This window comes from Sphingobacterium puteale, assembly GCF_050986225.1.
Classification (GTDB): Bacteria; Bacteroidota; Bacteroidia; order Sphingobacteriales; family Sphingobacteriaceae; genus Sphingobacterium; species Sphingobacterium puteale.
The window spans coordinates 2,777,017-2,790,155 of the sequence record NZ_CP158959.1 but is presented as its reverse complement, the minus strand read 5'-3'; the positions used below and the strand labels follow the sequence as shown (position 1 = coordinate 2,790,155).

13 protein-coding genes are annotated in these 13,139 nt (G+C 41.4%); 7 read left to right on the top strand and 6 right to left on the bottom strand.

Going from position 1 to position 13,139, the window contains the following annotated elements; genetic code table 11:
* Positions 1-18: 18 nt before the first annotated feature.
* From pyrF to ABTV71_RS11690, 3 genes are read right to left on the bottom strand one after another with little or no spacing between them, the layout of a single operon-like run.
* A complete protein-coding gene (gene pyrF / locus ABTV71_RS11700; RefSeq protein ID WP_121121964.1) occupies positions 19-855 on the bottom strand; it encodes an orotidine-5'-phosphate decarboxylase in 837 nt (278 codons plus the stop codon).
* Positions 856-874: 19 nt separating this feature from the next.
* Positions 875-1,468 (bottom strand): TlpA family protein disulfide reductase, encoded by a 594-nt coding sequence (locus ABTV71_RS11695; protein ID WP_433903311.1) that lies wholly within the window; start codon positions 1,466-1,468, stop codon positions 875-877.
* A gap of 19 nt (positions 1,469-1,487) precedes the next feature.
* Positions 1,488-2,231, bottom strand: a complete 744-nt coding sequence (locus ABTV71_RS11690; RefSeq protein ID WP_121121959.1) for an RluA family pseudouridine synthase — start codon at positions 2,229-2,231, stop codon at positions 1,488-1,490.
* 83 nt (positions 2,232-2,314) lie between these two features.
* Here ABTV71_RS11690 and panB point away from each other — a divergent pair, with 83 nt between their 5' ends.
* The 6 genes from panB (at position 2,315) to ABTV71_RS11660 (ending at position 9,614) form a co-directional block, all read left to right on the top strand.
* Positions 2,315-3,130: a 3-methyl-2-oxobutanoate hydroxymethyltransferase gene (panB, locus tag ABTV71_RS11685; RefSeq protein WP_433903310.1), complete on the top strand. Its 816-nt coding sequence runs from the start codon at positions 2,315-2,317 to the stop codon at positions 3,128-3,130.
* 9 nt (positions 3,131-3,139) lie between these two features.
* Positions 3,140-3,742, top strand: a complete 603-nt coding sequence (locus tag ABTV71_RS11680; RefSeq protein WP_121121955.1) for a hypothetical protein — start codon at positions 3,140-3,142, stop codon at positions 3,740-3,742.
* An 85-nt stretch (positions 3,743-3,827) separates the two neighbouring features.
* Complete coding sequence (locus tag ABTV71_RS11675) at positions 3,828-3,983, top strand: 30S ribosomal protein THX (RefSeq protein WP_121121953.1); 156 nt, start codon at positions 3,828-3,830, stop codon at positions 3,981-3,983.
* Positions 3,984-4,153: 170 nt separating this feature from the next.
* Positions 4,154-5,215, top strand: a complete 1,062-nt coding sequence (locus tag ABTV71_RS11670; protein WP_121121951.1) for an efflux RND transporter periplasmic adaptor subunit — start codon at positions 4,154-4,156, stop codon at positions 5,213-5,215.
* A 6-nt stretch (positions 5,216-5,221) separates the two neighbouring features.
* A complete protein-coding gene (locus ABTV71_RS11665) occupies positions 5,222-8,305 on the top strand; it encodes an efflux RND transporter permease subunit (protein WP_433903309.1) in 3,084 nt (1,027 codons plus the stop codon).
* A gap of 7 nt (positions 8,306-8,312) precedes the next feature.
* Positions 8,313-9,614: a TolC family protein gene (locus ABTV71_RS11660; protein ID WP_121121947.1), complete on the top strand. Its 1,302-nt coding sequence runs from the start codon at positions 8,313-8,315 to the stop codon at positions 9,612-9,614.
* A gap of 70 nt (positions 9,615-9,684) precedes the next feature.
* Here the strand turns inward: ABTV71_RS11660 and ABTV71_RS11655 are convergent, their stop codons facing one another.
* The gene (locus ABTV71_RS11655) at positions 9,685-9,951 is read right to left on the bottom strand and encodes a hypothetical protein (RefSeq protein WP_172394354.1); all 267 of its coding nucleotides are present in this window, start codon (positions 9,949-9,951) and stop codon (positions 9,685-9,687) included.
* A 322-nt stretch (positions 9,952-10,273) separates the two neighbouring features.
* Between ABTV71_RS11655 and ABTV71_RS11650 the strand changes: the two genes are divergently transcribed.
* Positions 10,274-10,999 (top strand): acyl-[acyl-carrier-protein] thioesterase, encoded by a 726-nt coding sequence (locus ABTV71_RS11650; protein ID WP_121121945.1) that lies wholly within the window; start codon positions 10,274-10,276, stop codon positions 10,997-10,999.
* Positions 11,000-11,046: 47 nt separating this feature from the next.
* On the opposite strand, the gene ABTV71_RS11645 is transcribed toward ABTV71_RS11650, so the two are convergent.
* Both ABTV71_RS11645 and ABTV71_RS11640 read right to left on the bottom strand, forming a co-directional pair.
* Positions 11,047-11,676 carry a gluconate 2-dehydrogenase subunit 3 family protein gene (locus ABTV71_RS11645; protein ID WP_433903308.1) on the bottom strand — a complete coding sequence of 210 codons (630 nt, stop codon included), beginning with the start codon at positions 11,674-11,676 and terminating at the stop codon, positions 11,047-11,049.
* 19 nt (positions 11,677-11,695) lie between these two features.
* A complete protein-coding gene (locus ABTV71_RS11640) occupies positions 11,696-13,129 on the bottom strand; it encodes a Gfo/Idh/MocA family protein (protein WP_121121941.1) in 1,434 nt (477 codons plus the stop codon).
* Between the last annotated feature and the right edge of the window lie 10 nt (positions 13,130-13,139).

Genomic DNA, 13,139 nt, shown 5'->3' with positions numbered 1-13,139 from the left:
GAATTATTAAATGTCAAATCAGGAAATAATACCTGCTTTTAGCAGTTCAATTTCCATCTCTTTTTGTAATTTCAAGGCTTCCTCACGCGCGCGTTCCGCAAAATCACGTCCTTTTGAAGCATATATAATTCCTCTGGTACTATTCACTAGCAAACCACAGTCTTTATTCATCCCATATTTGCATACATCTTCTAACGAACCGCCCTGTGCACCTACCCCCGGCACCAATAGGAAATGCTCCGGTGCATGTTGACGGATCTTAATAAAACCCTCTCCCCTTGTTGCACCCACAACATACATTAAATTGTCTATGTTTCCCCAAGTACTTACTTTATCAATGACCTGCTCAAATAACTGAAGCCCTTCCTTATTTTCAAAATTTTGAAAGTCCAGGCTGCCTTCATTCGATGTTAATGCCAGTACAATAGCCCACTTATCCTTGAAATCCAAAAACGGTGTGACCGAATCTTTCCCCATGTAAGGAGCAATGGTAATACTGTCGAATCCCAAACCTGAATTTGACTCATCAAAAAATGCCATTGCATAACGGCCTGAGGTATTTCCGATATCGCCACGTTTGGCATCAGCGATACTAAAACAATCTTTCGGCAATGCAGCCCAGGTTTTTTGAAGAGACTGCCACCCTTTTAGTCCATAACATTCATAGAAAGCAATATTTGGTTTATAAGCGACGCATAAATCAGCTGTAGCATCTATAATTGCTTTATTAAAACTATAGATCGGATCCTCATCATCCAACAGGTGTTCAGGAATCTTAGTAAGGTCTGTGTCCAATCCGACACATAAAAACGAACGTTTCTCTTTGATTTGATGAATAAGTTCTGCTCTGGTCATGCTAATATATAGATCGTAATTATTTATTGATTAAATCTTGAATAAAAGTTGCCACATCCGGTGTAGAATAATCGGCCATGCCCTCATGTCGTGTAGCCAAGTTGCCGTCCTTACCCAAAATAACTGTACTTGGAATAGACTCCGAAAGCCACTCTTTCGGGATATCACTGTTCGGATAGCTGATGGGTAAAGTTAGCTTTTCGTTTTTGACAAAAGCAGCTGCCTTTTCCTTATCACCTTCTATCTCTACAATTAAGAATACCACATTGGGATTGTCTTTGAATTTATCATAAAGCACATTGATGGAAGGCATTTCCGCGCGGCACGGCCCACACCAAGTTGCCCAAAAGTTGATAAACACTACTTTGCCTTTTAAATCTGCTACAGATACCGTTTCGCCCAAATGATTCATAAACGTGACGCCCTTACCAACATTCTCTGTCCCCGAACTGAGAGGCTCTGCAACCTGTTGTGGTACTTCCAATTTCGGTTTAAATAAACCGATCTTCATCAACAGCTGTTGAAAATAACTTCTGCTTGTCGGCCATATCAATAAACCAATGAACAGCACAAACACAACATTGCCAATTATCTTTTTTGTTTTTGGATTCATAAATAAGATTTACGGCAGGTTAAGAATCAAATTTATCCAACAGCTTCAGCAAAGTTGCAAAATCTTTCGGATAAGGTGCCTCAAATACCATTTGTTCACCATTCAATTCAAATTCAACATGCTTGGCATGCAAGGCAAAACGTTTCATAATGGGTTGTTCTTCTTCATCCTTGGACAAAGTATAGCCTCTTTTCTTAATTTGTGACAGATAAACAGGTTTTCCGCGGTACATGCTATCCCCTACGATTGCAGCATGCTGTGTAGCCAAATGAATACGGATTTGGTGCATGCGCCCTGTAATCGGTTTACACGCTACTAAGGTATAATTCTTATAATATTTAAGGGAATTAAAGATGGTTTCCGCAGGCTTGCCATTTGCGCGGTCAATGGATACATTTTTATTGCCTAGGTTTAAAATAGGCAAGTCGACAACAAGATCGTTAAAAGTATGCGTGCCGCTGATAATAGCATGGTAGACCTTATTGACTCTGCGCTTTTCAAAAGCGATGGAAATCGAACGGTAGGTTTCCGGATTTTTCGCGATCAACAAAATACCTGAAGTCTCCTTATCCAAACGATGGCAGACTTGAGCGTCAGCATGATATTTCTTTGCCAAACGGAGAATATTAATCTCTCCCCCCTCCCTTTCGTCCAAAGAAGCGACAAAAGGGGGTTTATTTATAACAATCAAATTTTCATCCTCATAGATTATTAATTCTGAAAATTTGGGAAATTTAAATAGACGGGTTTCATTCTGTATCATTTGACAAAAATACAAAACACAAGGCAGAATATTGGCCAATGTATGATAAAAACCTTACTTTTGGGTTTACAATATAAGTTAAGATGTCTGTAAACAAAGAAATAAAAAGAGTAAGCACAGCAATGCTTCAAGCAATGAAAGAACGTCAGGAGAAGATTTCGATGCTGACCAGCTATGACTACTCCATGGCCAAAATGGTAGACAGTGCTGGTGTAGATGTTATTCTAATCGGAGATTCTGCTGCCAATGTATTTGCTGGCTATGAAACCACCCTACCCATCACGCTTGACAATATGATCTACCATGCAGCGGCCGTTGCACGGGGCACAGAACGCGCCATGGTCTTGGCAGATTTACCTTTTGGTAGCTACCAGGGTTCTGCAAACGAAGCCTACAAGGCCGCTGTACGCATGATGAAAGAATCCGGCGCACATGCCCTGAAATTGGAAGGCGGTCTTGAAATTATTGAAAATATCAAAAAGATTATTTCCGGCGGAATCCCAGTATGTGGACATCTGGGTTTAACACCACAGTCCATTAACAAATTTGGAAATTTTGGTGTCCGTGCCAAGGAAGAACAAGAAGCAGCCAAACTTATTGAAGATGCACTGGCTCTACAAGAAGTGGGCTGTTTTGCCATTGTATTGGAGAAAATTCCTGCAACTTTAGCCAAAACGGTAACCGAAAAATTGGATATTCCAACAATCGGAATAGGTGCAGGTGCCGATTGCGATGGCCAGGTATTGGTCATTAATGACATGTTGGGGATGAATGCGGATTTTAAGCCAAAGTTTATGCGACATTTTGCCAATCTTCACGAGCAGATTACAGCAGCAGTGAGCAATTACGTTGCTGAGGTCAAGGCTGTCCAATATCCAAATGCAGAAGAACAATATTAACAAAGCGTCATGAAATTGTTGATTGTTGGACTAATTCTCCTAGCTTCTTATCTTCTGATCCGGAAAAAATTTAATTTTTCCGGATCAGAAGACATAAATTCCAAAAATTTAAAATCGGGCTTCCAATTGATCGAAGCGCCCGCTGCACTCATTCAATCCACCCTCAAGAAAACACTCTCCAATGCCCTAATGGGCGTGGTCCTTATTCTCATCACAGTATTGCTCTTTGTCAAAATTAAGATTGTATTGTTTTTGCTTCCAATCGCCTTTTTTTTAATTGGGTACCTCTTTCTTTTCAATAATCACTTCAGCAAGATCAAGAGCCAGCAGATCTGGTTTAACACCAAAACAAATGAGGTTTTTGTGGAACAGCTTCGTGCGGATAATTATACTTTCAATATTTTCCGGGACATTCAGGGCGTACAACAGGTTGAGTCCATTCAGACCACCAGAGGTCTGCTCTATGGTTATTATCGGATCAAATTAAAAGATCACATCCTGGAGATCCCTTATCTGTTAGCAGAAAATAAACCAGCCAATAACCTTTTCTTTGAGACCATCAGCCAAAACTTTAAAATAGACATACAGAAAAGAATTTTCCCAATCATTTAATATTAAGTAAATTGCAAATCCAAAAGGAATATGGTATATTTAAACTTATCAATAATGTATTGTTAAAACCAAAATATTTTATACTATGGGAAAAGGTGATATCAAAACCAGAAGAGGAAAAATATCAAACGGTTCTTTTGGAAAAAGAAGACCACATTTATCGAAAGCTTCCATTAAACCAAAAGTAGATGATTCGACGGAAAAAAAAGTCGAAAAGAAAACAGTCAAAGCGAAAAAATAATAAGCATAAAGCTAGAACAAGTTTCTAGCTTTTTTTATAGCCAGCATATTGCACCATCAACGGATAGATGGTTGTTCTGTATTGTAAAATCCTTTTGACAACCGGTTTCATCATTAGAATAAACCTATCTTTATCCGTCAAATCAAAAACCACATAAGGACTATACCACAATGAATAAAAAAACGACCATCTACATCCTTCTAGCCTGTGCTGTTATCGGAGGTGGATATTTCCTCATAAATTCAAAAAAAGACAAGAAAGAAAGTGGCCAATCTACCGTCAAAAAAGATGCTCCTGTCGCTGCACAGGCGATTATCGCAAAATCATCTGTAGCAGATCGGTCCATTAATTTGTCCGGAAGTATCGATGCCGAAGAAAAGGTTGAGATCAGAAGCGAGGTCAGTGGTCGAATTACAAAAATTTACTTTTCAGAGGGCCAACGTATCCAACAAGGACAGCCGTTGATCAAGATTGATGATATTGAACTTCAGGCACAACTAAAGCAGGCTCAGACAACAAATCAGCTTAATGCAGAAAATGAGCGTAGGGCAAAACTGTTACTTCAGAAAGGCGCAATCAGTCAGGAAGAATTTGATATCGCCAGTGCAGCGTTAAAAACTGCACAGGCGCAAATCCAGTTGATTCAGGCGCAGATTTCCAAGACAACCGTGCGAGCACCATTCAGCGGCATGATCGGCTTAAGAAACATTTCAGTTGGTGCAATCGTCTCATCGAATACCCTGATCGCAAATTTGGTCAAAGACAATTCGGTCAAGATTACATTTGCTATCCCTGAAAAATACAGTAATATGGTCAAGTTAAATGCCCCCGTCGAATTTAGTGTTGCCAATGACCCAACAGTCATCAAAGCAAACATTTATGCGATCGAACCTGAAGTATCCCCAGACACCCGCACATTGACTGTTCGGGCACGGACAGCGAACGAACAGGGTCGGCTTCGGGTAGGATCTTTTGTCAATGTTATCCTGCCGATTGAAGTAGAAAATGATGCGATCGCTATTCCGACCGAGGCGATCGTCCCGGTTCAGGACGGAAAAAAAGTATTTATTCTGGAAAATGGGCTGGCAAAAGAAACCAAAGTTGAAACCGGGTCCCGTACGGATAAAGAGATAGTCATCTTATCCGGAATAAGTGCCGGGGACACGGTCCTGACAACTGGCGTTCTCGCATTAAAAGATGGAGTGAAGGTTAAAGTTTCACTAGCTAACTAACTGTACATGAATTTATCTGCCGTTTTTATAAAGCGCCCCGTTTTAACCATTGTTGTCAATATTACAATTATTCTATTTGGCTACATTGGCTTTAGTTTTCTGGGCGTTCGTGAATACCCTTCCATTGATCCGGCCATCGTATCGGTCCGCACCAACTACGCCGGTGCCAATCCCGATATTATCGAGTCCCAGATCACTGAACCTCTGGAAAAGGCGATCAACTCCATCGATGGAATTCGCAACATATCCTCCTCGAGCAATCAGGGATCAAGTAATATTACAATTGAATTCGATTTAAAGAAAAATCTGGAAGAAGCTGCCAATGATGTGCGTGACAAAGTATCGCAGGCTGTCAGAAGCCTGCCTCAAGATATTGACGCCCCTCCTGTTGTATCAAAGGCAGATGCTGACTCCGATCCGATCATTACGCTTACCCTACAGAGTGAAACCAGAGATAAGCTTTCACTGAGTGATTATGCTGAAAACGTTATTTCCGAAAGGCTACAGACCATTCCCGGAGTCAGTAGCACGCAAATTTACGGTCAGAAACGTTATGCTATGCGCCTCTGGCTCAATCCCGACCGAATGGCCGCTTACGGTATTACCGCTTCCGATATCCGGACCGCATTGAACAACCAAAACATTGAACTCCCCTCCGGTAAAATTGTTGGTAACACCACTGAATTAACCGTAAAAACAGTTGGCAACCTTTCCACACCCGAGCAGTTTAACAACATCGTCCTAAAAGCAGATAGCACACGGCTGGTCAAATTTATTGACATCGGCCGTGCTGAAATTGATGCTGAAAATTTAGAGACAAAAATGGTCAGCAACGGTAAACAGCTAGTCGGTGTGGCCGTTATTCCTCAACCGGGAACAAATTACCTAGAAATCGCCGATAATTTTTACAAGATGCTGGATCAGATGAAAGAGGATATCCCTCAGGATATCAGCATCAATATCGCTTCTGACAATACCAAATTCATCAAAAAGTCCGTTGTTGAGGTAGCAGAGACCTTACTGATCTCCATTATATTGGTTACACTGATCATCTATTTTTTCTTCCGTGACTGGGGAATAGCTCTACGGCCCTTATTGGATATCCCCGTATCCCTGATCGCAACTTTTTTCATCATGTACATTTTTGGGTTTTCGATCAATGTGCTTACCCTACTGGCGATTGTTTTGGCAACAGGACTCGTCGTGGATGACGGAATTGTCGTCACCGAGAATATTTTTAAGAAGGTTGAAGAAGGCATGTCTCCTATTGAAGCTGCTTTAAAGGGGTCAAAAGAGATTTTCTTTGCGGTCATTTCCATTTCCATCACACTTGCTTCTGTTTTCTTACCAGTGATATTTCTGGAAGGCTTCGTTGGTCGCCTGTTTCGTGAATTCGGAGTGGTTATCGCCTCGGCCGTGCTGGTATCGGCCTTTGTTTCCCTCACCTTGACGCCCATGCTCAATGCTTACCTGATCAAAGGTGGAGGACATAAAAAGACCCGCTTTTATGAATGGACCGAACCCATGTTCGTGAAAATGAATAAGGGTTATGCCAATAGCCTAGATAAGTTCATGAAGTTCAAATGGATTAGCTTCCCAATCTTATTGGTCTGTTTTGTCATTATCGGAGTGATCTTCTCTTCCATCAAAAAAGAAACCGCCCCTTATGACGACCGGAGTAGCATTATGGTCAATGTCACAGGCCCCGAGGGAGCCACTTATGAATATATGGACCGTTATATGCAAGAACTGGACAAGCTCGTTTACGATTCCATTCCTGAAAATAAGATTAGTTTAAATATCACTTCTCCGGGTTTTGGTGCCAGTTCCGTCAACTCCGGACGGATTCGCATGACCCTGGTCGATCCAGAAGAACGTACAAGGTCGCAGGATGATGTTGCAAAGGAGCTGACCAAATGGACAAAAAAATACGATGGCGTGCGTGTCAATGTTTCGCAGACACCAACCATTTCCATGAACCGTAGAGGCGGTTTACCGGTACAGTATATTATTCAGGCACAAAACTTTGAAAAGCTCCAGGAGAAGATTCCGGAGTTTATGAATGAAGTGAATAATGATCCTACATTTTCAACAACGGATATCAACCTGAAGTTTAACAAACCCGAACTTCATGTCGAAATTGATCGTTTAAAAGCCTTGAGTATGGGTGTGTCCGTACTCGATGTCTCTCAGTCACTTCAGCTGTTGTTAAGCGGTCAGCGTTTCGCTTATTTTATGCGTGACGGAAAGCAATATCAAGTAATCGGACAGGTGGAAAACGATAGGCGGGCCACGCCAACAGATCTAACTTCAATTTATGTCCGCAATAATATAGGACAGCTCATACAATTGGATAACGTCGTCAATGTCAAGGAAAAAAGCAGTCCGCCACAACTTTACCACAATAACCGTTACATGTCAGCTACCGTTTCCGCCGGGCTTGCACCCGGTATGAGCATGAGCGATGGCATCGCTGCGATGGACCGTATCAAGGAGAAAGTACTGGATCAGAGTTTTACAACTGACCTTAGTGGCGAATCCCGCGATTTTGTGGAAAGTAGCTCAAATACCCTATTTGCGTTTGGGTTAGCCCTGTTGCTGATTTATTTGATATTGGCGGCTCAATTTGAAAGCTTCCTTGATCCATTTATCATCATCCTTACCGTGCCGATGGCAGTAGCCGGCGCCCTGATCAGTTTATGGCTATTTGATCAGACCTGGAATATATTCAGCCAGATCGGAACCATTATGCTGATCGGTCTGGTGACGAAAAACGGTATTTTAATTGTTGAATTTGCCAATCAGATGCGAGAAGAGGGTATGGAAAAATTTGAGGCCATCATGCATTCGGCCGAGTCTCGCCTAAGACCTATTTTAATGACCAGTCTAGCCATTGCGCTAGGCGCCTTGCCAATTGCCATGTCCCTTGGCGCCGCCTCGACAAGCCGTATTGGTATGGGGGTTGTTATTGTAGGCGGCACCATATTTTCGTTGATACTGACCTTGTTCATTATTCCTGCAATCTATTATATGTGGTCAAGGCCAAAAAAACACAGACCTGAATTTGATAACATTAAAAGCTACGAATAGATCAGACATGAAGAGAAATATAATCATCGCAATGTTGCTTAGCTTCATCCTGTTTCAAGCCCGTGCGCAACAAGTATTAACGCTGGAGGAGGCTTTAACAACCACCCTGAGCAACAACTTCAATATCCTGTTGGCAAAAAATGACAACAAAATAGATATCGAAAATACAAGTCTCGGTAGTGCCGGAATGCTCCCTGCCGTCACCGGAAGCTTTAGCCGGAGCAATTCTATTCAAAATTCCCGTCAGGTAAGGAATGACGGACAAGTGCAGCAGATCTCCAACGCCAAGAATGACAACATGTCCTATGGAGTCAATCTTAACTGGACAGTATTTGACGGATTTGGTATGTTTGCCCGCCGCGATAGATTCAAAGAAATACAGCGCCAAGGTGAAGCAGAAATCAAATTTGAAGTGATCAGTCAGTTAAGCGAGGTCATTGCCACTTATTACAACCTGGTACAACAAAAACGTTTATTGAATGCCTTAGACACGACAATTACCCTATCTCAATATCGGGTCACTTTGGCCGAAAACCGTCTGGAAATCGGAAAGGGATCCAAATTGGATCTATTGAATGCAAAAGTCGACCTAAATACAGATCAGACCAATTTACTCCGGCAACGCGAGAGCTTTCAAAATACCAAGACTTACTTGAATCAGCTAATGACTCGCGACCTGGGCATAGATTTCCAGGTCGAAGATGAGATGAAACTGGATACGGATCTTAAATTGGGCGATCTGATCCAGATAGCTGATCAGCAAAATCCACAAATCCAATTGGCACTCATCAACAAAAGAGTCGCTGAACTGAATCTAAAATCCGTCAAAGCGGAACGTTATCCCAAAATCGGACTGAATACCGGGTATAATTGGAATGAATCCCACTCCTCATTGGGTTTCTCGACGGAAAACAAAAATAAAGGGCTTAACTATGGTGTGACTGCTTCACTGAATATTTTCAACGGGTTTATTCAAAACAGAAATGAACGAATCGCGAAATTTCAGATGCAAAGCACAGAAATACAGATACAGCAGCAAAAACAAAACATACAGGCACAAGTTCGGACACTCTTTCAGACCTATATTACCAATATCGAATTGGCGAACGTAGAAAAAAAGAACGAAGAACTCGCCAAAGAAAATCTAAACATTACCATGGATAAGTTTCGTATCGGAACGATTACGACCCTGGAAGTAAGGACAGCACAGTTAAATTATATCAATGCAATGACCAGGAGTTATACAGCCCAGTACGACGCGAAAGTTTCAGAAATACGTCTGAAGGAACTCACTGGCGAAACCTATTAACTAAAACAGACAATCCTTTCAGGATGAATTGCCAAGAGAAAGGCTCCTACATTCGTAGGAGCCTTTCTTATTAATAGTCAATTGCAATAATCGACCGAAGCGGGATTAATACCCCACTTTTAATCTGGATATATCTATCGGTTAATGACCACACTGTGGTTTCGATACGCTTTGGTCCGGAATCTGTTTGAAAGGCTATTTCAGTTTTGGACTTAAATTCATTTCCCAACCGAAGGGCCCCTTTCAATTTATCCATAAACGTCGCTGACTTATCTTCGCTCGCAGGGATAAATTTAAATTGAGGAATTTCCTCTTTAGCTATTAGTTCTCCAACCATAATATTAGCATTTAATGTGTAAATTTAATGTTCACGCTACACCTGATATAACGCGATAAAACCAATCTTATTTTATTATTTTATGCCATTGGCTTATTTAAATCTACCTAATCTGGTGATAATAATCAATTAAATAATTGAAAACTATCATTTATTTTACAATAAAAAAACGATTGGCGGTTTTCGCTTTTTTGTTTTGTTAATGCTTGAAATTTATCATGCGATACAATATTATCTGAATATCTTAAAATTATGTCATTTCATTTTGATTTAAGAGACCAAATCAGTCATATTGCCTAATTTTGCAAAAATAAAACAACAGATGGAAAAATCAGTCTTTGAGAAAAACTGGGAAATTTATTTTACACAATGTTACTCCAATGGTCGTATCCGTTTCTCCGACTTATCAAATATTCTTCAGCTTACTGCTGGCGAGCATGCGACTAATATCGGTTTCGGTTTTAAGGAAATGGCCAAACACAACCAAACCTGGGTGCTCAGCAGAATGCGTATTGAAATCAACAGACTGCCCAAATGGATGGACATTGTTCAGGTAAGAACGTGGATACAGGAACTGGAAGGTGCGCGCTCTACGCGTAATTTTGAAATTCGGGTAAATGGACAAGTATATGTTACGGCCACGAGCTATTGGGCGGTGATCAATACCGTTAAAAGAAGTTCTGAGGATCTGGCCATTTCTACAGATGATTTTACAACTTATCCGGATCGTCCTGCGACACAACGGCCTTTCTCAAAATTGGATATTTCTCAATCTGTCAAAAATATTGATCAATATAGCGTCAAGTTATCCGATCTTGATATTGTCAACCATGCCAATAATGTCAGGTACCTGGACTGGTGTATGGATAGGCTGCCAATCGAACTGGTTCTGACAAATCAGATCAAATCGCTGGAGATGAACTACCTCAGAGAACTTCGTTATAATGACACTGTTGACATTAATGGGGATTCGACCGACAAGGGCTATTTCATGTCCGTCACAAAACAACAACGTATTCATTTTGCACTGGAGGTAGAGATAAAATAAAAGTGGAGGCTTGGGCCTCCACTTTTATTTTATACAATGCATAGCTATTATGCGAATGCTTTATCGCCTTTTTTGTACGGAAAGTTTCCGTCATATTTTCCGGGGATTTTAACAAAACGCAATGCTTTTGTGCAACCTAATTCCGAATTAAAGAAACCCGTCAAAGTCAATTGTTTAAACATCGTGAACCAGTGTGGTGGATCATTTTCCACGTAATTATACAATTGATTTTGTTTTTCTTTATTTTTCTCCAAAATATCTTTTTGCTCTTCGCCCTGTTTCTTGTTAAACTCGTTTGCCTCTTTATCCAAAGCTGCAGCTACCGCTGTCCGATCTTCAGCTGAAAGTTCAAGGAAAGGTTTTCCCTTCACTTCTTTCGCTTTATCATCCAAACTTGCAAAACCAGCTAAAAATGCTTTTTGCTGCTTTTCCGTGTAACAGTCACGGACCATTACGGGAATAAAGCTTCCCACGCCAGCTTCTTTTGCACCGGGAGTTGCAGTTGCTGGTAGGATAGCTTCCGCTAAATCACCTAACAAATCTGTTGTTTTTGCCTCAAATAAAGCCTGCACATCATTTGTAGCCGAACGTGTACATCCTTCCAAAAATAAATTAGCGCCAATAACGGTTCCTCCTAAAATCAAGGCAACTCGTTGTAATGCTTCTCTTCTATTCATACTACTAAATATCTTAATTTTAGAAATTATATTTCATTTCCCAACCTTGCCTGTAGTTACGTTTGACATATTGATTCACATGATCAAAATTGGTCACACGCATATTGTTGTTATCCCACAACAATTTCAAGTTGCGTCCCGGATATTTTCCATCAATACGTAAATCAGCACCTCTGATCGCCAAATTAGCCATTAATAGTGCTTCAGTCAAAGGACCAGCGATTTCGAAAGGTGAACTTACCTCTTTTTTACCATAACCCGCCTGACAAGCTTCTACCCATTGTGCGTAGTGACCAGCCTCTTGTCCGGGTACACGAGCATATTTCTGCGCTACCTGATCTTTTCTTGATGTTGGCAACAAACGTGCATTCTGACCATAAGTATCAGCCAAGATCTTACCTTTGGTACCGACCAACAAGATGCCGTTACCACCGTCACCAAAGATTTCATTCGGACCTAATTCATCCGGACGTGCAGGTTGAATACCTCCATCCATCCAGTGTAATGTTACCGGTCCATTTGTGCGCGGTGTTTTGGGAAAAGTCAGCGTTGCGTGACTTGACGGAGGACAACTTTCAGGAAAATATCCACGTTTGAACTCATCTACATAAACAGAACCTACAGTGGCCTGTACATCTTGTACATAAGTCAATCCCAATGTACTGAAAGGAACTTCCAATAAGTGACAGCCCATATCACCCAAAGCGCCGGTTCCATAATCCCACCAGCCGCGCCAGTTGAAAGGTACCAATTTATCCACATACTCTTTGTATGGTGCAGTTCCCAACCAAAGATCCCAGTCTAGCTCTTTCGGAATTTCCGCTTTACCTGTTGGCCATGCAATTCCTGAAGGCCACACCGGACGGTCAGTCCAACAATATACCGTATGTACATCACCGATTAAACCAGCTTCATACCATTCACGAACAAAACGCGGTCCATCGTTAGATGCCCCTTGATTCCCCATTTGGGTAACCACTTTGTATTTCTTCGCAGCATGCGTCAGTGCTCTTGCTTCCCAAACATCATGTGTCAACGGTTTCTGAACATAAACGTGCTTGCCCAGTTGCATTGCCGCCAATGCCTGGATTGCGTGCTGATGATCCGGAGTCGAAACAGAAACAGCTTCAATGCGCTTGTGTTCTTTGTCCAACATCTCACGATAATCTTTATAATATTTTGCTTTTGGGTAACGTTTCAACGCTCCAGCAGCACGACGATCATCCACATCACATAAGAACGCTAGATCTGCTTTGCCTGAATCATGAAATGCGTTAATGTCGCTGAACCCTTTACCACCTACACCTATACCAGCCACTTGTAACTTGTCACTAGGAGCAATGAAACCATTTCCTCCTAATACATGACGAGGAACGATCATGAAAGCTGCCGCAGCAGTTGCCGCAGTCTTTAAAAAATCTCTTCTACTCGACTTATTTGAGTTATTTTCCATTTGTTATCAA